The organism is Sphingomonas sp. M6A6_1c (assembly GCF_053345135.1).
This window is the reverse complement of sequence record NZ_JBKEZO010000004.1, coordinates 256514-275419: the sequence shown is the minus strand read 5'-3', so window position 1 is coordinate 275419 and position 18906 is coordinate 256514. Positions and strand designations below refer to the sequence as shown.

General features: G+C 68.4%; 17 protein-coding genes. 9 read left to right on the top strand and 8 right to left on the bottom strand.

Annotated features, from left to right (window positions below):
* Nucleotides 1–65: 65 nt before the first annotated feature.
* Genes ACLBWH_RS09965 through rimP form a run of 3 tightly spaced genes read right to left on the bottom strand, consistent with a single transcriptional unit; the run spans nt 66 to nt 2558 of the window.
* Nucleotides 66–311 (bottom strand): tautomerase family protein, encoded by a 246-nt coding sequence (locus tag ACLBWH_RS09965; RefSeq protein WP_322850060.1) that lies wholly within the window; start codon nt 309–311, stop codon nt 66–68.
* Nucleotides 311–1963, bottom strand: a complete 1653-nt coding sequence (nusA, locus tag ACLBWH_RS09960; RefSeq protein ID WP_447798549.1) for a transcription termination factor NusA — start codon at nt 1961–1963, stop codon at nt 311–313. The genes ACLBWH_RS09965 and nusA overlap by 1 nt, the downstream gene beginning before the upstream one ends.
* Nucleotide 1964: 1 nt before the next feature.
* Nucleotides 1965–2558 (bottom strand): ribosome maturation protein RimP, encoded by a 594-nt coding sequence (gene rimP, locus ACLBWH_RS09955; RefSeq protein ID WP_447798547.1) that lies wholly within the window; start codon nt 2556–2558, stop codon nt 1965–1967.
* Between the two features lie 165 nt (nt 2559–2723).
* Between rimP and ACLBWH_RS09950 the strand changes: the two genes are divergently transcribed.
* Together ACLBWH_RS09950 and ACLBWH_RS09945 are read left to right on the top strand one after the other, a co-directional pair.
* Entirely contained in the window at nt 2724–3869 is a 1146-nt protein-coding gene (locus ACLBWH_RS09950) for a PQQ-dependent sugar dehydrogenase (RefSeq protein WP_447798545.1), read from the top strand.
* A 158-nt stretch (nt 3870–4027) separates the two neighbouring features.
* Nucleotides 4028–4846 carry a shikimate 5-dehydrogenase gene (locus ACLBWH_RS09945; protein ID WP_447798543.1) on the top strand — a complete coding sequence of 273 codons (819 nt, stop codon included), beginning with the start codon at nt 4028–4030 and terminating at the stop codon, nt 4844–4846.
* Nucleotides 4847–4921: 75 nt separating this feature from the next.
* Here ACLBWH_RS09945 and ACLBWH_RS09940 read toward each other — a convergent pair whose 3' ends face one another.
* Nucleotides 4922–5317: a PaaI family thioesterase gene (locus ACLBWH_RS09940; RefSeq protein WP_447798541.1), complete on the bottom strand. Its 396-nt coding sequence runs from the start codon at nt 5315–5317 to the stop codon at nt 4922–4924.
* A complete protein-coding gene (locus tag ACLBWH_RS09935) occupies nt 5314–5739 on the bottom strand; it encodes a PaaI family thioesterase (protein WP_447798540.1) in 426 nt (141 codons plus the stop codon). Before ACLBWH_RS09935 ends, ACLBWH_RS09940 begins: the two co-directional genes overlap by 4 nt.
* A gap of 78 nt (nt 5740–5817) precedes the next feature.
* Between ACLBWH_RS09935 and ACLBWH_RS09930 the strand changes: the two genes are divergently transcribed.
* On the top strand, nt 5818–6597 hold the full coding sequence (locus tag ACLBWH_RS09930) for a crotonase/enoyl-CoA hydratase family protein (RefSeq protein ID WP_447798539.1): 780 nt from the start codon (nt 5818–5820) through the stop codon (nt 6595–6597).
* Between the two features lie 132 nt (nt 6598–6729).
* Here ACLBWH_RS09930 and ACLBWH_RS09925 read toward each other — a convergent pair whose 3' ends face one another.
* Nucleotides 6730–6996: a hypothetical protein gene (locus ACLBWH_RS09925; protein ID WP_038663103.1), complete on the bottom strand. Its 267-nt coding sequence runs from the start codon at nt 6994–6996 to the stop codon at nt 6730–6732.
* Between the two features lie 150 nt (nt 6997–7146).
* A complete protein-coding gene (locus ACLBWH_RS09920) occupies nt 7147–8535 on the bottom strand; it encodes a DEAD/DEAH box helicase (protein ID WP_447798537.1) in 1389 nt (462 codons plus the stop codon).
* A gap of 386 nt (nt 8536–8921) precedes the next feature.
* On the opposite strand from ACLBWH_RS09920, the gene ACLBWH_RS09915 reads away from it, so the two are divergent.
* The 5 genes from ACLBWH_RS09915 to ACLBWH_RS09895 all read left to right on the top strand — a co-directional run bounded on the left by ACLBWH_RS09915 (nt 8922) and on the right by ACLBWH_RS09895 (nt 17914).
* Nucleotides 8922–12347 carry an autotransporter domain-containing protein gene (locus ACLBWH_RS09915; protein ID WP_447798535.1) on the top strand — a complete coding sequence of 1142 codons (3426 nt, stop codon included), beginning with the start codon at nt 8922–8924 and terminating at the stop codon, nt 12345–12347.
* Nucleotides 12348–12792: 445 nt separating this feature from the next.
* Nucleotides 12793–13794: a fumarylacetoacetate hydrolase family protein gene (locus tag ACLBWH_RS09910; RefSeq protein ID WP_447798533.1), complete on the top strand. Its 1002-nt coding sequence runs from the start codon at nt 12793–12795 to the stop codon at nt 13792–13794.
* A gap of 281 nt (nt 13795–14075) precedes the next feature.
* A complete protein-coding gene (locus ACLBWH_RS09905; protein ID WP_322850283.1) occupies nt 14076–15380 on the top strand; it encodes a thiamine pyrophosphate-dependent enzyme in 1305 nt (434 codons plus the stop codon).
* A 163-nt stretch (nt 15381–15543) separates the two neighbouring features.
* Nucleotides 15544–16551, top strand: coding sequence for an alpha-ketoacid dehydrogenase subunit beta (locus ACLBWH_RS09900; RefSeq protein ID WP_322850456.1), 1008 nt, complete (start codon nt 15544–15546; stop codon nt 16549–16551).
* Between the two features lies 1 nt (nt 16552).
* A complete protein-coding gene (locus ACLBWH_RS09895; protein ID WP_447798531.1) occupies nt 16553–17914 on the top strand; it encodes a dihydrolipoamide acetyltransferase family protein in 1362 nt (453 codons plus the stop codon).
* Here ACLBWH_RS09895 and ACLBWH_RS09890 read toward each other — a convergent pair.
* Nucleotides 17897–18310, bottom strand: a complete 414-nt coding sequence (locus ACLBWH_RS09890) for a hypothetical protein (protein WP_447798529.1) — start codon at nt 18308–18310, stop codon at nt 17897–17899. The two genes, ACLBWH_RS09895 and ACLBWH_RS09890, sit on opposite strands and share 18 nt — an antisense overlap.
* Nucleotides 18311–18352: 42 nt before the next feature.
* Between ACLBWH_RS09890 and ACLBWH_RS09885 the strand changes: the two genes are divergently transcribed.
* Entirely contained in the window at nt 18353–18784 is a 432-nt protein-coding gene (locus ACLBWH_RS09885) for a c-type cytochrome (RefSeq protein ID WP_447798528.1), read from the top strand.
* Nucleotides 18785–18906 lie beyond the last annotated feature (122 nt).

Genomic DNA, 18906 nt, shown 5'->3' with positions numbered 1-18906 from the left:
GCCACGTCCCCGCGGTTACCCGCGAGTCGCGTCGCCCTTCGCGAACCTGCTGGAGCGCTAGCGGCTCATTGTGAGGGAACCGCATGTGCGTCCTCCCTCGATGGCGCCGTGGCCGCGGGGGCGGCGTCGCGGTCGGCGATCAGCTGGCCGCCGGCGCCGTAATTCTCCGTCGAGACCTCCTCGATCACGATCTGCACCGCGGCCGGGTTCTTGCCCAGCCGCGTGACCAGCGAAGCCGTCACGTCGGCGACGATCCCCGCTTTCTGGTCGCGGGTCGCGCTGCCCGCCAGTCGGATCGAGACGAACGGCATCAGCCTTCCTCCGCCTCGCTCTTGGCATCCGCGCCCGCTTCGGCAGTCTCGGGCGCGGTCTCGGCCGCGGCCGGTGCCTCGTCCTCGGCGAACCAATGCTGGCGTGCGGCCATGATGATCTCGTTGCCCTGTTCGTCGCTCAGGCCGTATTCGGCGAGGATGCCGCCCTTCGGCTCGGGGCGCTTGGGGGCGTCCTCGTTGCGGCGGCGCGGTTCGACGCGCTTCTTCTCGACCAGTTCGTCGGTGGCGAGATCGGCGAGATCGTCGAGCGTCTTGATCCCCGCCTTGCCGAGCGTGACCAGCATCGCTTCGGTCAGATACGGCATGTCGATCAGCGCATCCTCGACGCCGAGCGCGGTGCGCTCCTCGCGGTTGGCGGCCTCGCGGCGGTCGAGCGCTTCCTGCGCACGGCTCTGCAGCTCCTGGCCGAGGTCCTCGTCGAAGCCCTCGATGCCGGCGATCTCGTCGAGCTCGACATAAGCGACCTCTTCCAGCGCGCCGAAGCCTTCGGCGACCAGCAGCTGCGCCAGCGTCTCGTCGACGTCCAGTTCGTTCTGGAACATCTCGGTCCGCTCGGTGAACTCCTTCTGGCGCTTCTCGCTGGCATCCTGTTCGGTGAGGATGTCGATCGCCTTCCCGGTGAGCTGGCTGGCGAGGCGCACGTTCTGGCCGCGGCGGCCGATCGCGAGACTGAGCTGATCGTCGGGAACGACGACCTCGATCCGCTCCTCTTCCTCGTCGATCACGACGCGGCTCACCGAAGCGGGCTGCAACGCGTTGACGACGAAGGTGGCGATATCGGGCGACCAGGGGATGATGTCGATCTTCTCGCCCTGCATCTCCTGAACCACGGCCTGGACGCGGCTGCCCTTCATGCCGACGCAGGCGCCGACCGGATCGATGCTGCTGTCGCGGCTGATGACGCCGATTTTCGCGCGCGACCCAGGATCACGGGCAGCCGCCTGGATGGTGATGATGCCGTCGTAGATCTCGGGCACTTCCTGCGCGAACAGCTTCTTCATGAAGTCGGGGTGCGCGCGGCTGAGGAAGATCTGCGGCCCGCGGTTTTCGCGGCGGACGTTGAGGATCAGCGAGCGGATGCGGTCGTTGACGCGCACCACTTCGCGCGGGATCTGCTGGTCGCGGCGGATGACGCCCTCGGCGCGGCCGAGGTCGACGACGACATGGCCGAACTCGACGCGCTTGACGACGCCGGTGATGATCTCGCCCTGGCGATCCTTGAACTCTTCATACTGGCGCTCGCGCTCGGCGTCGCGGACCTTCTGGAAGATGATCTGCTTGGAGGCCTGCGCCTGGATGCGGCCGAATTCGATCGGCGGCAGCGGATCGACGATATAGTCGCCGACGACCGCGCCCTTCTGGAGCTTCTGCGCCTGGGTGACGTCGACCTGCTTGAAATAATCGTCGACCGCCTCGACCACCTCGACGACGCGCCACAGGCGCAGGTCGCCGGTGTTCGGGTCGAGCTTCGCGCGGATGTCGTTCTCGATGCCGTAACGGGTCTTGGCGGCGCGCTGGATCGCTTCCTCGAGCGCTTCGATGACGATGCTCTTGTCGATCATCTTCTCGGTGGCGACCGAATTGGCGATCGCGATCAGTTCCGCGCGGTTGGCGGTGGCGACGGTGGCCATCTTACTTCTGTCCTTCGCTAAGGGCATGATTGTCGTTGGAGTCGAGATCGGCGTCGTCGGCGATCTCTTCGAATTCGTCGGCGCCTTCGCTCGACAGCGGCGCGGTGGCCGCGAGCAGGCGGTCGGTGATCGTCAGCTTGGCGTCGTGGATCTGGTCGAGCGCGACCGTCATCGGCTGATAGCCGCGCACGTCGATCGTCACCTTGTCGCCGTCAATGCCGACGAGGTCGCCGGTCAGGATCTTGCGGTTGTCGATCTTCTCGACCAGCGTGATCTTTGCCTCATGGCCGGCCCAGCTGGCGTAATCCTGCGGCCGGGTGAGCGGCCGGTCGATGCCGGGCGACGACACTTCGAGCCGATAGGCGTCCGAAATCGGGTCCTTGCCCTCGGCTTCCAGCGCGTCGAGCACGTCCGAGATGCGGCGCGACAGGTCGGCGCAATCGTCGATCGTCAGCTGGCCGGTATCGGGCCGCTCGGCCATCACCTGCAACGTGGGATCGGACTTGCCGCCGAACATCTTCACGCGCACGAGGTCGAAACCCAGCGCGCGGGCTTCCGTTTCGATCAATTGCGTGAGGTGGGCGATGTCCGCCATGCAGGCTCCAGATATGCGTGTCCGCCGCCGCGGAAGGGGTCCTCCGCAGCCTCTTTCACCTGACGATGTTAGAGAAGGCAGGTGTCATATACGCTTTGCGGCGATCGGACACAAGCATCCATCGCCGGCGGTTGCGCGTTTGCCGGCGGTAACCGGGAGAAACATATGCGCTTCAGTCTGCTGGCCACATTGCCGATCGCCCTCATCGCCTGTTCGGGCAACGCGCCCGCGACCGAGGGCAGCGCCCCGCAGGCGGGTGAGACGCCGCCCTCCGCCAAGCCGTTCCGCGAGACGGTGGTCGCCGATTTCGTCTCGCCCTGGGCGCTCGCCTTCCTGCCCGACGAGCGGATCGTGGTGACCGAGAAGGCGGGGCAGATGATCCTGCTGTCGCCCGACGGCAAGCGCCGCCAGACGATCGCGACGCTTCCCGTCGATACGGCGGGGCAGGGCGGGCTGATGGACGTCGTCCCCGCGCCCGATTTCGCGGCGAGCAAGCGGATCTATTTCAGCTATTCGACCAAGGGCGCGGGCGGCAAGGGCGTGGTGCTGGCGCGCGGCCGGCTGCGCGACGACGGCCGCGGCGGTGACCGGCTCGGCGAGATCGAAGCCTTGTTCCAGGCGCGGCCGTTCGTCGAAGGCGACGGCCATTATTCGGGGCGCATCGCCTTCGCCCCCGACGGCCAGTCGCTGTTCTTCACCAACGGCGAGCGGCAGAAATTCACCCCCGCGCAGGACCCGCAGGCGACGCTCGGCAAGGTGCTGCGGCTGACGCTCGACGGCAAGCCGGCGCCGGGCAATCCGCTCGTCGCGAAGGGTTTCGCGCCCGAGGTGTGGAGCTATGGCCATCGTAATTTGCTTGGGCTCGCCTTCGACGGCGAGGGCCGGTTGTGGGAGCAGGAGATGGGGCCGAAGGGCGGCGACGAGGTCAACCTCATCATGCCCGGCCGCAATTACGGCTGGCCCAATGCCTCGAATGGCAGCCATTACGACGGCCGCGACATTCCCGATCACGCGCCGGGCGACGGCTACGAACCGCCCAAGGTGTGGTGGAATCCGGTGATCTCGCCGGGCGGGCTGATGATCTATTCGGGCAAGATGTTCCCGCAATGGCAGGGCGATGCCTTCATCGGCGGCCTGTCGTCGCAGTCTTTGGTCCGCGTCGATCTCGACGGGCAGAATGCGCGGAAAGGCGACCAATGGCCGATGGGCGCGCGTATCCGTGACGTCGATCAGGGGCCGGACGGGGCGATCTGGCTGATCGAGGACGGCGGCAAGTCGCCGGGGCGGTTGATCAAGCTGACGGCGAAATAAATCCTCCCCCGCCAGGGGGAGGTGGCACGGCGAAGCCGTGACGGAGGGGGAGGATACGGTAGACATGCCGTATGCGGAAACGCCCCCCTCCACCACCCGCTGACGCGGGCGGTCCCCCTCCCCCGCTAAAGCGAGGGAGGAATTGAGAAGGAACGATCATGACCAAACCCCTCATCGGCCGCGACACGCGGCTGTGCATGTCGCTGTCAGCGCGGCCGAGCAATTTTGGCACGCGCTTCCACAACCGGCTCTACGAGCTGCTTGGGCTCGACTACGTCTACAAGGCGTTTACCACCACGGACCTGCCCGCCGCGATCGGTGGCATCCGCGCGCTGGGCATCCGCGGCTGCGCGATCTCGATGCCGTTCAAGGAGGCGGTAATCCCGCTGCTCGACGGGCTGGAGGGCTCGGCCGCGGCGATCGACAGCGTCAACACGATCGTCAACGACGACGGCCGGCTGACCGGCCACAACACCGATTATTCGGCGGTGCGCACGTTGGTCGAACAGGCCGGCGTGGCGGCGGGCACGACGGCGATGCTGCGCGGTTCGGGCGGGATGGGCAAGGCGGTGGCGACCGCTTTGCGCGACGCCGGCCTGACCCGCGGCACGATCGTCGCGCGCAACGAGCGGTCGGGGCGCGCGCTCGCCGCGTCGGTCGGCTGGGAGTGGGCGGCCGAGGTGGGCGGCCGCACCGCCGGCCTGATCGCCAACGTCACGCCGCTCGGCATGGAAGGCGCGGATGCGGACGCGCTGGCGTTCGACCGCGACACGATCGCCGCGGCGGAACTGGTGCTCGACGCGGTCGCGCTGCCGCCCGACACGCCGCTGCTGCGCGCCGCGCGCGACGCCGGCAAGCGGGTGATCACCGGCGCCGCGATCGGCACGCTACAGGCGCTCGAGCAATTCGTGCTCTACACCGGCGTCACGCCCACGCCCGAGCAGGTCGCCGAGGCTGAGCGCGTGGCGCGGGGGTAGACGCGCGCCCTTGATCCCTTCGTCATCCTGGTGAAAGCCGGGATGGCGAAGGGGTAGGGTGACGGGCGGCTTGGATCAGTCCCGCACGATCAGATAGTTCATCCGCGCGCTGGCGATCGGTTTGGCGCGGTCGTCCTGCCACGCCACCGCCTCGACGTTGGCGATGCGCGTGCCGAGCCGGGTCACGATCCCCTCGGCGTGCGTCGGCTTGTCGCGGCCGCCGCGCATGAAGTCGACGGTGACGTTGACCGGTTTGATCCGGCCGCCGCCTTCCTCCGCCAGCGCATGCCGTAGCGAGACGATCGCCGCCACTTCGAGCAATCCCGCGATCGCGCCGCCGTGCAGGAACCCAGGCCGCCCGAGCACCGCATCGCGGAACGGCAGCACCAGCGTCGGCGCCGCGCCGTCGCGCGGGGTCAGCGAGATGCCGAGCAATTCGGCATAAGGCGGCAATCCGGTCGGCGGCGTCATGCGCTCGCATCCATCAGCATGAACGTGCCCGCGACGTGCGCGAGCGGATCCTCGGGCGTCTCGTCATAGGCGATGCCGCGCACGAAGGCGATCGAGCGGGTCAGCCGCAGGCATTCACCGCGGCCGATCACCGTCCGCCCCGGCACCGCCGGGCGCAGATAGTCGACACGCAGGTCGAGCGTAGCCTGCGGGGCGAACCGGTCGCGCGCGACCCACACCGCGATGCTCGTCGCCATGTCCATCAACGCGATGATCGGCCCCGACGCGAGCACGCCGCTGTCGGGATCGCCGATCAGCGCGTCTGTATAAGGGAGGGCCAGCTCGACCCAGCCGTCGCCGCGACCATGATAGACGATGCCCAGCGCCCCGGCATGGCCGCCGAACCGGTGCGCCATGAAGGCGTCGATATTGAAGCCGCTCATCCCCCGTCTCTACACGCCATCGGCGGTAGCGCAACGCACGGGGTGGCGGTAGCGTGGCGGGCCAACGGAGAGAGAGCCATGAACGACCGTGTCACCCTCAACGTCGCCGACGGAATCGCCGACGTGCGGCTCGCCCGCGCCGACAAGATGAACGCGATCGACCCGGCGATGTTCGCCGCGATCGGCGCGGCGATCGATGCGCTCGCCGAGCGACGCGACGTGCGCTGCGTCGTGCTGTCGGGCGAGGGCAGGGGCTTTTGCGCCGGGCTCGACATGGCGAGCATGGCACAGGGCGGCTCGGGTGTGTCGGGCGAGCGCAACGCGCAAGGGGCCATCCTGCCGCAGCACGTCACCTGGGGCTGGCGGCAATTGCCGATGCCGGTGATCGCCGCGGTGCATGGCGTCGCCTTCGGTGGCGGCTTCCAGATCATGTCGGGTGCCGATATCCGTATCGCCGCGCCCGACACGCGCTTCGCGATCCGCGAGACGCATTGGGGGCTGGTGCCCGATATGGCGGGTTTTCCGATCTGGCGCGGGCTGGTGCGCGACGACGTGCTGCGCGAGCTGGTCTATACCGCGCGCGAATTCGGCGCGGAGGAAGCGCTGGCGCATGGCTTCGTGACGCGGCTGGCGGCGGACCCGCTCGCCGAGGCGCTGGCGCTGGCGCGGACGATCGTCGGGCGCAGCCCGCACGCGATCCGCGGCGCCAAGCGGCTGCTCAACATGGCGCATGACGCCGACCCGCGCGAGATGCTGGCGGCCGAGACCGACGAGCAGAGGAAGGTGATTGGCAAGCGCAACATGATGGAGGCGGTCGCCGCTAATATGGCGAAGCGGGCGCCGGTGTTCGAGGATTGATCGCGGGCTTTCCGCGCCCACCCTCACCCTTCGGCGCTACGCGCCTTTTCCCTCTCCCGCCGGGAGAGGGCAGAGCTGGCCGCAGCCGGTGATAGGGTGAGGGCGGGAGCGGAACCTCAGCGACGGTCTCGCTTAAAGAACCACCGTCTCGGGCTTCGATTCCTCGATCGCGGCGAGCACCATCCGCTCCCACACCGCCGGGTCGCCCGCCGCCGCCATCTTGCGGTCCGGTTCGCGCAGCGTCCGCAGCACCGCGCGGGCATCGGCGAGATAGTCGCGCCATGCCAGATCGACCTGTTCGCCAGCGCTCTCGGCGTCGCCGCCGGCATTGGCGCTGATCCGTTGTCCGGCGAGCACGCGGGCGATCCGTTCGGGCAGCGGGGTGGTGGACACGTCCATGGCATCATCTCCTCTGCCTTGAACAATGCCCGACATTGCAGCGGGTTGCCACGAATACGAAACCGCCCCGCAGGATCGCTCCCGCGGGGCCGTTTGATTTAGCACTCAGCCGACCCACCCGCTCCCGTTGAGCGGGAAGCCGTGGGAGGCTTAGCGCGCCGCGCCCGAACCCTGGCCGCGACCACCGCCGCCGCCCGAGCGGCCGCCGCGACCACCGCCGCCGCTGCCGCCACCGGCACCGCCGCGCTGACCGCCACGGCTGGCATTGGCATAATTGCGCGTCGCGGTCGGCGCATGCGTGGCGCGCGGGCGCGCCGGCTGGCGCTGGCCGCGCGGCAGGTCGGCGCGCGGCGCCGGATCGGCACCGATCGCCTTGACGCGGGTCGCCTTGATCTCGTTCGACAGGCCGGTGAAATTCTCCGGCAGCGGCCGCACCGCGACCTTCTGGCGGGTCAGCTTCTCGATGTCCTTGAGGTACGGACGCTCGTCATCGGCGCAGAAGGCGACGGCGATGCCGCTCGCGCCGGCGCGCGCGGTGCGGCCGATGCGGTGGACATATTGCTCCGCCACGTTGGGCAGTTCGAAGTTGATGACGTGGCTGACGCCCGAAACGTCGATGCCGCGCGCCGCGATGTCGGTCGCGACCAGCACCTTAGTCTTGCCGTCCTTGAACTCGCCAAGCGCGCGTTCGCGCTGGCCCTGGCTCTTGTTGCCGTGGATCGCGTTCGCCGCGATGCCATTGCCGGCGAGCAGCTTCACGACGCGGTCGGCGCCATGCTTGGTGCGGGTGAAGACCAATGCGCGGTTGATCGTCGGATCCTGCAACACGATCGTCAGCAGCGCCTGCTTCTCCGCCTGGTTGACGAAGGTGACGTATTGATCGACGCGCTCCGCGGTGGTCGAGGCGGGGACGACCGACACCGTCTTCGGCTCGTGCAGGAACTGGTTGGCGAGCTCGCGGATCGCCACCGGCATCGTCGCCGAGAAGAACAGCGTCTGGCGCTTGCGCGGGATCATCCGCACGATCTTCTTGAGCGCGTGGATGAAGCCGAGGTCCATCATCTGGTCGGCTTCGTCGAGGACGAGGATCTCAATCATCGACAGGTTGCACATGCCCTGCTCGACGAGGTCGATCAGCCGGCCCGGCGTGGCGACGAGGATGTCGACGCCGCGGCTGAGGTCCTGGCGGTTCTTGTTGATGCTGGTGCCGCCGAACACGGTCGCGACCGACAGCTTGCTGAACTGGCCGTAACCGCGCGCATTGTCGGCGATCTGGCTGGCGAGTTCGCGAGTGGGGGCGAGGACGAGCATGCGGCAATGCGTCGGCAGCACGCGCTTCTGGTTCTCGGTGAGGCGCTGGATCGACGGCAGCACGAATGCGGCGGTCTTGCCGGTGCCGGTCTGCGCGATGCCGAGCAGATCGCCGCCTTCGAGCAGGATCGGGATCGACTGCGCCTGGATCGGGGTCGGGGTGGTATAGCCTTTGGCTTCGAGCGCGCGGACGAGCGGCTCGGCGAGGCCGAGGTTGGCGAATGACATGGACACGTAGCCTTCAAAACGGGGCCTGACCCGCGCGCCGGACTCCATCATGGAAACGGCTCGCAGGGGGCGGGGGAAACTGACGCCCCGCGTGAATAGGGAAGCCCTGAGCATATCGACCGAGGTGGAGCCGGGGGCGGCAATGCCACCCCGTTCACGCTGCATGACGCCTCGATGGCCGTCCATGTGCGCTGCGTTGCGGCAAAAGTCAAGTCGGGACCGGAACGGCGCCCACTGTGGCCCGCGATCAACACTTTCACCAATTCCCATTCTATAATGGAAGGTTGACCTTTCTGCCGCCTTGACTTGCCCCCGCCCCCCAATAGGCTCCCCGACATTCGTGACCGTGAGAAGATCGGCCGAATAACAGGGGATTAGAATAGATAATGGCTAATACAGCATTGCGCGGCGCGGCCCGTCGCGTCCTTCTCGCATCGTCGGCCCTGATCGCGCTGCCGGGCGCCGCCCAGGCGCAGGCCGCGACCTCCGATCTGTCGATGAGCCTGAAGGGCATCCTGCCGATCGCCGAGCGGCAGGGTGGTTCGGCGCTGTCGACGCCGCCGCAGGCGGACCCCAGCGTCGTCATCTCCAGCCCCGGCACGCCGAGCACGATCCTCGACCAGGGCGTCAACGGCGTCGGCCAGATGATCATCGACCAGAAGAACGGCTTCGTCGGCCTGTGCACCGGCACGCTGATCAACCCCCGCACCGTCGTGTTCGCGGCGCATTGCGTCAACGAGAGCCCGACCGGCACCGCGATGGACCCGTGGAACTACGGCAAGGGCACCGGGCAGCTGCCGATCGGCTTCGGCTTCGAGGCGGACACGATCGCCGGCCAGCGCGCCTGGTTCCGCAGCAATTACAGCACCAGCACCGCCAACCATTTCTACAACGTCAATCAGGTCGTCTATAACGCGCAGTCGCTGAACCTCGGCCTCGCCAACAACTTCCTGCAGGGCGACGTCGCGCTCGCGACCTTCGACACGCCGGCGGCTGATGTGCCGACCTGGACGATGCTGTTCTCGCCGCTGCCCGCGCCCGCGTCGATCGACGACACGACCGGCACCGGTTATCACGTCACGATGACCGGCTACGGCACCAACGGCACCGGCCTGACCGGCGCCAGCGGCGGGATCGATTATCGCCGCCGCGTCGCGGAGAATTACGTCGGCCTGCTCGGCTCGATCGACGATTTCTACTTCGGCCTGTTCGGCGGCAGCGCCGGCCTGCCCGCCAATCTGTACCAGACCGATTTCGACGATCCGACGCGCCGCTATCCCGGCGACTACAATCTGTTCAAGGACGCGGCGCTGCCCAGCGAGGGGACGACGGGTCCCGGCGATTCGGGCGGCCCGCTGATCCTCGACCGGACGTTCAACAAGGCGACGATCATCGGCGTGCTCTCGGGCAGCTACACGTTCAGCGGACAGGTGAGCGGCGGCTACGGCACCACCGCTTTCTACCAGCCGCTGTATCTCTATTGGGATTATATCCTCGCCAACAATCCGTATCGCTACGCCAATACGCTGGCGGGCGACGGCAAGTGGAGCGATCCCAGCCATTGGGTGACGGCGCTCGACCCCTCCTATCAGGTGATCGTCAACGGCCAGCTCGCCAATGGCGTGCCGACCGCGCCGGGCCTCGGCATCGCGCCCGACACGCAAAACAAATTCGGTCAGGTCTGCGATCAGGAGCCGGCGTTCAACTACGACCAATGCTATGACGTGAAGACGGGGATCACCTATGTCGACGGCGAGCCGGTCGCGGCGACGCAGCCGGGCGTGCAGGGCGGCTCCGCGAGCAGCGGCAACGATCAGGCGACCGTCCGCAAGATCGCCGTGGATTCGGCCGGCGCCACCGCTGCCGCCGGCGATGCCAGCGCCGCGGCGCTGCCGGCGGCGACGCTCGCCAACGGTCTGCCGGGCGCGACCAATTTCGTGCCGGGCAACATCGATCCCGATGCCGCCACCAAGCGCAGCGCGCGCTATTACGACGTCACGTTGAGCGCGGCGGGCACGACGACGCTCGACACCGCGGTGACGATCGACCGGTTCAGCGTCGCCGGCACCAATGCGAAGCTGGCGATCACCTCGGCGGGATCGCTGACCAGCCTGATGGCGGTGAACCAATATACCGGCGCGGTGCAGGTCGACGGCACGCTGTCGACGCGTGGCGATTACTTCCTGATGAGCGGCCTGCTCACCGGCAGCGGCCGGATCAACACGCCGTTCCTCACCAGCGCGACCGGCATCGTCGCGCCGGGCACGATGGGGACGATCGGCACGCTGACCATCGGCGGCAACCTGATCCTCGCCTCGGGCAGCACGTTGCTGGTCGACGTCGGCCCCAACGGCACGTCGGACCGCGTCGCGGTGGTGCGCAACGGCACCACCGACGGCATCGCCAGCATCGGCGGCCGCGTCGGCTTCGCGCCGGTCGCCGGCCACATGATCCGCTACAACGATCTCTACACGATCGTCACCGCGGCGGGCGGGGTCGCCGGCACCTTCCAGTCGCCCTCCGCCCTGTCGGCGATCCTGACCCCGCAATTCGTCTATTCGGCGAATGCGGTGCAGGCGCGGATCGTCGCCGGCACCTATGCCAGCGTCGTCGCCGCAACGCCGATCCAGACCGCCTTCGCCGGGCTGCTCGATCGCAACCGCGCGAGCAACTACAACGCGCTGTCGGGCTTGTACGGCATCCTCGATCTTCAGGATGCGGGGACGATCCGTGCGACGCTGGAAGGGCTCGCGCCGCGCACCACGCCGCTCAAATACGGCATGGGCACGGTCGCGACCGAGAATATGTCGCGCTTCTACCGCCAGCATCTCGCCGGGATCGACGCCAGCCAGCCGCTGTCGGGGACGCTGACGATGACCGGTCAGCCGCTGCAATTCGCCGCGCTGATGGCGAGCGACCTGCCGATGACGCAGGCGACCGCGAGCGATACGACCTCGACCACGGTGCGCGAGGGCGTGCTGCCCGAGAACGTCAACGTGTTCATCGCCGGCGGTTACGTCGACGGCGACAGCCGCAGCCTGCGCGACGCCAATCCGTTCGGCGGGCGCGATAACTTCGATGGTTTCTATGTCGTCAGCGGCATCGAGGCCAAGGTGAGCGACACCGGCGTGCTCGGCTTCGGCTTCGGCTATACCAAGCTCGACGGCACCACCGGCGGCGTCGGCCAGTCGGCGCGCGGCGAGCTGTTCCAGGGCACGCTCTTCGCCAAGGCGCAGGGGCCGGGCGGGCAGGTGCTCGACGCGCAGGTCAGCGGCGGCGTGTTCCAGGCGAGCACCCGCCGCACGGTGGCGATCGCCACCGTCGCCTCGACGCTGCGCAGCCGCGACAATGCGCTGGCGGTGTCGGCGGAGGTCGGGCTCGGGCAGATGTTCGACTTCGGCGGCCTGCAGGTCGGGCCGCGGATCGCGGCGCGGGTCAACCACATCGGCTTCACGCCGACGGTGGAGACCGGCGGCGACGGCGCGTTGCGCTTCGACCGCTACAATCTCGACAGCGCACAGGGCCGCGCCGGCCTGCAGCTTGCCGGCGGCGACGTGATCAAGCCGTTCGCCTCGGCCTATTACGTCCACGACTTCAAGGACCAGCCGGGCGTGTTCACCGCCAATTTCATCGGCGGCACCGCACCGGCGGGCTTCCGCCTGTCGAGCCAGGACCAGGATTGGGCCGAGCTGGCGGCTGGCCTCTCCTACGCCACCGACCGCATCGAGCTGTCGGTCAGCGCCGACACCACCGTCGCGCGCAAGGACGTGCGCAACCAGGCCTATCGCGGCGCGATCAAGTTCAAGTTCTGATCGATCCGTAAGCGCGAATAGGGGCCGCTCTCCCGCAGGGGAGGGCGGCCCTTGTCGTTCGCGTCGTTCGGCATTTCGACCAACCTGATCTCCCCGTTCGTCACTCCTCCATTCGGCATCTCCCCCTTCGTCATCCCGGCGAAAGCCGGGACCCATGGTCGCGGTGAACCCGCGTAGGCGCGCATCATGGACGGCGCCGCATCCATGGGTCCCGACTTTCGTCGGGATGACGAAGAGGGGTGGGATGACGAAGAGGGGCGGGATGACGAAGAGGGGTGGGATGACGAAGAAGGGGTGGGATGACGAAGAGGGGTGGGATGACGAAGGAGGGGTGGGATGACGATCTGGTGGGCAGGCGCATCTCGTATCCGCCGATACTTTTCCGTCGCAACCCGGCACGCCAGCCGATACACCGTCGGGCCAACGACATGAGAGGATGCGCCGGATGAAACTCGCCAGTCTGAAGCAGGGCCGTGACGGCAGGCTCGTCGTCGTCTCCACCGACCTCGCCTGGTGCGCCGATGCGACGCATGTCGCGCCGACCTTGCAGGCCGCGCTCGACGATTGGGACCGGCTGCTGCCCGATCTCAAGAACCTCGCCACCGATCTCGACCACGAGGTCATCCCCCGCGAACGCTTCCACGAACATGACGCCGCCTCGCCGCTGCCGCGCGCCTATCAATGGGCGGACGGATCGGCCTATGTGAACCATGTCGCACTCGTCCGGCAGGCGCGCGGTGCCGAGATGCCCGAGACCTTCTGGCACGATCCGCTGATGTATCAGGGCGGCTCGGACGGCTTCCTCGGTCCGCGCGATCCGATCCCGCTTGCCGACGAGGCCTGGGGCTGCGACCTCGAGGCCGAGGTGGTGGTCGTCACCGGCGACGTGCCGCTCGGCGCGAGCCGCGAGGAGGCGCTTGCCGGCATCCGGCTGGTCGGCCTGACCAACGACGTCAGCCTGCGCAACCTCATCCCCGGCGAACTCGCCAAGGGCTTCGGCTTCTTCCAGTCCAAGCCGGCGAGCGCCTTCTCGCCGGTGTTCGTCACCCCGGACGGGTTGGGCGACTGGTGGCGGGACGGCAAGCTGCACCGCAAGCTCCACGTCGATCTCAACGGCCAGCCGTTCGGCCGCGCCGAGGCGGGCGAGGACATGACCTTCGACTTCGGCACGCTGGTCGCGCACGCCGCCAAGACGCGCCGGCTTGGCGCGGGGACGATCGTCGGTTCGGGCACGGTCTCGAACCGCGGCCCCGATGGTGGCCCAGGCCAGACGATCGCGGCGGGCGGCGTCGGCTATTCCTGCCTCGCCGAACTGCGCACCGTCGAGACGATCGCCACCGGCAAGGCGACGACGCCGTTCCTGCGCAAGGGCGACACGGTGCGCATCTGGGCCGAGGACGACCGGCACCACCCGATCTTCGGCGTGATCGAACAGACCGTGGCGTGAGCCAATCCTCCCCGGCACGGGGAGGGGGACCGCCCGCGAAGCGGGTGGTGGAGGGGGCGGGCCGCACGCGTCGCGCTTGTGGACGCCCCCCTCCGTCAGCGCTTTGCGCTGCCACCTCCCCGTGCCGGGGAGGAATGGGGTCTGCCCGGCATATTATCCGTTTCGACCGGTACAGCGGAATCGCTCCGCCCACCGAAAAGCCGCTTGAAATTTAATTACAGCCGCGCAACACGATCCAACAACAGCGCCGACGACCCTCGTCGGACGTGCAGGAGAGAGATGTGGCCAGCGAGTATCCTCGCGCCAATGGGCAGCCGCCCCGGAATCTTCCCGGGCTGACGCTGCACGTGCCGGAACCCAAGTTCCGGCCGGGCGATGCGGTCGACTTCGTCGGCGTCGACGTGCCGCCCGCCGGCGCCGCGCGGCGACCCGATACCGCCGCTTCGGCGCACGATTTCACCGATCTCGCTTATACGCTGGTCCGCGTCCTCGACGAGGACGGCCGCGCGGTCGGCCCGTGGGACCCCAAATTGTCGCCCGACATGCTGCGGCGGATGCTGCGCAACATGGCGCTGCTCCGCGCCTTCGACGAGCGGATGTTCCGCGCGCAGCGGCAGGGCAAGACCAGTTTCTACATGAAGGCGACCGGCGAGGAGGCGGTGGCGATCGCCGCCGCGCAGGCGCTCGATTTCGAGGACATGTGCTTCCCGTCGTACCGCCAGCAGGGGCTGCTCATCGCGCGCGGCTATCCGCTGGTCGAGATGATGAACCAGATCTATTCGAACCGCGGCGACAAGCTCCAGGGCAAGCAGCTGCCGATCATGTATTCGGCGCGCGACCACGGCTTCTTCTCGATCTCGGGCAACCTCACCACGCAATATCCGCAGGCCGTCGGCTGGGCGATGGCGTCCGCCGCCAAGGGCGACACGCGGATCGCCGCGACCTGGTGCGGCGAGGGCTCGACCGCGGAGGGCGACTTCCATTCCGCCTGCACCTTCGCCGCGGTCTATCGCGCGCCGGTGATCTTCAACGTCGTCAACAACCAATGGGCGATCAGCAGCTTTTCGGGGTTCGCCGGCGCCGAGGCGACGACCTTCGCGGCGCGCGCGATCGGCTATGGCATCGCCGGGCTGCGCGTCGACGGCAATGACGCGCTCGCGGTCTATGCCGCGACGCTGTGGGCGGCGGAGCGCGCGCGCACCAACGCCGGGCCGACGCTGATCGAGCATTTCACCTATCGCGCCGAGGGCCATTCGACCTCCGACGATCCGACGCAATATCGCAGCGCCGGCGAACCCACCGCCTGGCCGCTCGGCGACCCCATCGCGCGGCTGAAGCAGCACCTCATCGTCATCGGCGAATGGGACGAGGAGCGCCACGCCGCGCAGGACCGCGAGCTCGCCGAATACGTCAAGGCCGAGCAGAAGGAGGCCGAGAAGAACGGCATCCTCGGCCACGGCCTGCACCAGCCGCTCGATACGCTGTTCGACGGCGTGTTCGAGGAGATGCCGTGGCATTTGCGCGAACAGCAGGCGCAGATGATCGCCGAGGAAGAGGCGAGCGGCCGGCCATGGGCGCGCAAGTGATGGCCGCGCACGCCGTCACCCCGGGCCTGACCCGGGGTCCCGCTGTTTCTTTCCTTCCGCGCACGATAGCGGGACCCCGGGTCGAGCCCGGGGTGACGAGGATTGTGGAATGACCGACATCACCACCCAGCCAGAACCCGCCGCCGACACCGGCACCGCCCGCATGAACATGATCCAGGCGATCAATTCCGCGCTCGACATCTGCATGGCGCGCGATCCCGACGTGCTGGTGATGGGCGAGGACGTCGGCTATTTCGGCGGCGTGTTCCGTGCCACCGCGGGCTTGCAGGCGAAATACGGCAAGACCCGCGTCTTCGACACGCCGATCACCGAAACCGGCATCATCGGCGTCGCGATCGGCATGGGCGCCTACGGCCTGCGCCCGGTCCCCGAGATCCAGTTCGCCGACTACATCTATCCCGCGCTCGACCAGCTCGTGTCCGAGGCGGCGCGGCTGCGCTATCGCTCGGCCGGCGAGTTCATCAGCCCGATGACGGTGCGCTCGCCGTTCGGCGGCGGCATCTTCGGCGGCCAGACGCATTCGCAATCGCCGGAGGGCATCTTCACCCACGTCTCCGGCATCAAGACGGTGATCCCGGCGACGCCCTATGACGCCAAGGGCCTGCTGATCTCGGCGATCGAGGACAACGACCCCGTCCTCTTCTTCGAACCCAAGCGCATCTACAACGGCCCGTTCAACGGCTATTGGGACAAGCCGTCGGAGAATTGGTCGAAACATCCCGCCGGCGAGGTGCCGACCGGCTATTACAAGGTGCCGCTCGGCAAGGCCGCGGTGGTCCGCGAGGGCGAGGCGCTGACCATCCTGTGCTACGGCACGATGGTCCACGTCTGCGCGGCGGTGATCGCCGAGCACGATATCGACGCCGAGATCGTCGACCTGCGCACGCTCGTCCCGCTCGACATCGAGACGATCGAGGCGTCGGTGAAGAAGACCGGCCGCTGCATGATCGTCCACGAGGCGACGCGGACCAGCGGCTTCGGCGCCGAACTGTCGGCGCTGGTGCAGGAGCGCTGCTTCTACCATCTCGAAGCGCCGATCGAGCGCGTCACCGGCTACGACACGCCGTATCCGCACAGCCTCGAATGGGCGTATTTCCCGGGGCCGGTGCGCATCGGCCAGGCCCTCAAGAAGATCATGAAGGACGCATAGGATGGCCCGCTTCACCTTCAAGCTGCCGGACATCGGCGAGGGCATCGCCGAGGCCGAGATCGTCGCCTGGCACGTCGCCGTCGGCGACCGGGTCGAGGAAGACCAGAATATCGCCGACATGATGACCGACAAGGCGACCGTCGAGATGGAATCGCCGGTGTCGGGCGTCGTCGTCGCGCTGGCCGGCGAGGTCGGCGACCAGGTCGCGATCGGCGCCGCGCTGGTGGTGATCGAGACCGAGGAGGCAGGCGGGGACGAGGTGGTCGCCGCGCCGCCGAGTGCCGAGCAGGCGGAGGTCGCCGAACAATATGAGGCGGAGAATCCGGGGGTGGAGGAAATCCTTCCCGGCACGGGGAGGGGGACCGCCGGCGAAGCCGGTGGTGGAGGTGGCGCTCCACAAGCGACCCCGCCCGTAAGGCAAGACGCGAGCGCGCCGCCCGTGGCAGCCCCCCTCCACCATCCTTCGGATGGTCCCCCTCACCGTGCCGGGGAGGAGCCTAAGGCCCTCGCTTCCCCCGCGGTGCGCGCCCGCGCGCGCGATCTCGGCATCGACCTCGCGCAGGTGAAGACCGACGCCGACCGCGTCCGCCATGCCGATCTCGACGCCTTCCTGCGCTACAATGCCGGCCAGGGCTATCAGTCCCCCGGCGCCAGCCGCGCGCGTGCCGACGAGCAGATCCGCGTCATCGGCATGCGCCGCCGCATCGCCGAGAACATGGCCGCGTCGAAGCGCAACATCCCGCACTTCACCTACGTGGACGAGATCGACGTCACCGCGCTCGAGGCGATGCGCGCCGACCTCAACGATCACCGCGGCCAGCGCCCCAAATTGACGCTTCTGCCGCTGCTGATCGTCGCGATCTGCCGCACCCTGCCGCAATTCCCGATGCTGAATGCGCGATACGACGACGAGGCGGGCGTGGTCACGCGCTCGGGCCGCGTCCATCTCGGCATGGCGGCGCAGACCGACGCAGGCCTCACCGTGCCGGTGATCCGCGACGCGCAGGACAGGAACGTCTGGCAACTCGCCACCGAGATCGCCCGCCTCGCCGAGGCGGCGCGTGCCAACAAGCTGAAGCCGGAAGAACTCGGCAACGGCACGATCACCGTCACCTCGCTGGGGCCGCTCGGCGGCATCGCGACGACGCCGGTCATCAACCGCCCCGAAGTGGCGATCATCGGTCCGAACAAGATCGTCGAACGCCCGGTCTTCACCGGCCGCGGTGACGAGATCCGCCGCGCCAAGCTGATGAATTTGTCGATCAGCTGCGACCATCGCGTCGTCGATGGCTGGGATGCGGCGAGCTACGTCCAGGCGCTCAAGACGCAGCTCGAAACGCCGGTCTTATTGTTCGCGGACTGACCGATCGGCGAGGCGGGGGCCGGCATGCTGCCGCGCCTCCGCCCGCGCCAGCCGTTGCTCGACGCGGCGGAGCATCGCGCAATAGCTCCGCCGCTCGTCGGGGGTGAGCGCCGCACCGCGCTGGACGTAGCGGTCCACCCCGATCCATATCCGCGTCAGATCGTCGCGCATGAACGCCGCCGGTCCCGCCGCGATCAGTCCGGCTCGTCGCTGCCGGTCGAGCCGTTCGGCGACCAGCGTCAGCCGGCGTGCGAAATAGGCTTGCTGTTGCACGCCGCGGCTCGCCATCAGGCGTCGCTGCGCGGCATAAGCGGGGATTGACGTCGCGGGCGGGATCGGCACGCCGGTCACCGCGATGGCGCCGGACAGCGCGAGGACGAGAATCTTATGGTTCATGGTCGGTCCGTAACGGACAAAGGTAAAGAGGCCCGCAAGAGCGTGACGGCGCGTGCGCTCTGGCTGGCGGCGGGCCTGATGCTCGCCGCGTGTTCGAACGACGATCGCGCCGCCCGCCGCGCCGCCGCCGGACCGTCCCCCGATCTTGCCGCGCTGCTGCGCGTCGCCAGCGTCGCCGCCGGCGAGCGCCAGTTCGCGCGCTGCGCCGCCTGTCACGCCAGTCGCCGCGGCGCGCCCGACCGCAACGGCCCGACCCTGGCCGGCGTCATCGGCGCGCCGGTCGCCGGGGTCAGCCAGCGCTTCGGCTATACCGCCGCGCTGCAACGCGTCGGCGGCCGCTGGACGCCGGAGCGGCTGGACGCCTGGCTCGCCGATCCCCAGGCTTTCGCGCCCGGCACCTCGATGGGCTTCCCGGGCCTGCCCGACCCACTCGATCGCGCCGACGTGATCGCCTACCTCCAGGCGCAGCGGTAGCGCCGCTGCGCCCATCGGGCGGCTTGAGACAAATCGACATCCAGCACCGCCGCAACCTTGCACCTTCTATCCGTCACCCCGGACTTGATCCGGGGTCCCGCTGCCTTTTACCGGTGCGGATC

What these genes read in the sequence shown, in the direction of transcription:
- ACLBWH_RS09965 (WP_322850060.1), bottom strand. Translation starts at nt 311, where the DNA reads ATGCCGTTCGTCTCGATCCGACTGGCGGGCAGCGCGACCCGCGACCAG.
- nusA (WP_447798549.1), bottom strand. Translation starts at nt 1,963, where the DNA reads ATGGCCACCGTCGCCACCGCCAACCGCGCGGAACTGATCGCGATCGCC.
- rimP (WP_447798547.1), bottom strand. Translation starts at nt 2,558, where the DNA reads ATGGCGGACATCGCCCACCTCACGCAATTGATCGAAACGGAAGCCCGC.
- ACLBWH_RS09950 (WP_447798545.1), top strand. Translation starts at nt 2,724, where the DNA reads ATGCGCTTCAGTCTGCTGGCCACATTGCCGATCGCCCTCATCGCCTGT.
- ACLBWH_RS09945 (WP_447798543.1), top strand. Translation starts at nt 4,028, where the DNA reads ATGACCAAACCCCTCATCGGCCGCGACACGCGGCTGTGCATGTCGCTG.
- ACLBWH_RS09940 (WP_447798541.1), bottom strand. Translation starts at nt 5,317, where the DNA reads ATGACGCCGCCGACCGGATTGCCGCCTTATGCCGAATTGCTCGGCATC.
- ACLBWH_RS09935 (WP_447798540.1), bottom strand. Translation starts at nt 5,739, where the DNA reads ATGAGCGGCTTCAATATCGACGCCTTCATGGCGCACCGGTTCGGCGGC.
- ACLBWH_RS09930 (WP_447798539.1), top strand. Translation starts at nt 5,818, where the DNA reads ATGAACGACCGTGTCACCCTCAACGTCGCCGACGGAATCGCCGACGTG.
- ACLBWH_RS09925 (WP_038663103.1), bottom strand. Translation starts at nt 6,996, where the DNA reads ATGGACGTGTCCACCACCCCGCTGCCCGAACGGATCGCCCGCGTGCTC.
- ACLBWH_RS09920 (WP_447798537.1), bottom strand. Translation starts at nt 8,535, where the DNA reads ATGTCATTCGCCAACCTCGGCCTCGCCGAGCCGCTCGTCCGCGCGCTC.
- ACLBWH_RS09915 (WP_447798535.1), top strand. Translation starts at nt 8,922, where the DNA reads ATGGCTAATACAGCATTGCGCGGCGCGGCCCGTCGCGTCCTTCTCGCA.
- ACLBWH_RS09910 (WP_447798533.1), top strand. Translation starts at nt 12,793, where the DNA reads ATGAAACTCGCCAGTCTGAAGCAGGGCCGTGACGGCAGGCTCGTCGTC.
- ACLBWH_RS09900 (WP_322850456.1), top strand. Translation starts at nt 15,544, where the DNA reads ATGAACATGATCCAGGCGATCAATTCCGCGCTCGACATCTGCATGGCG.
- ACLBWH_RS09895 (WP_447798531.1), top strand. Translation starts at nt 16,553, where the DNA reads ATGGCCCGCTTCACCTTCAAGCTGCCGGACATCGGCGAGGGCATCGCC.
- ACLBWH_RS09890 (WP_447798529.1), bottom strand. Translation starts at nt 18,310, where the DNA reads ATGAACCATAAGATTCTCGTCCTCGCGCTGTCCGGCGCCATCGCGGTG.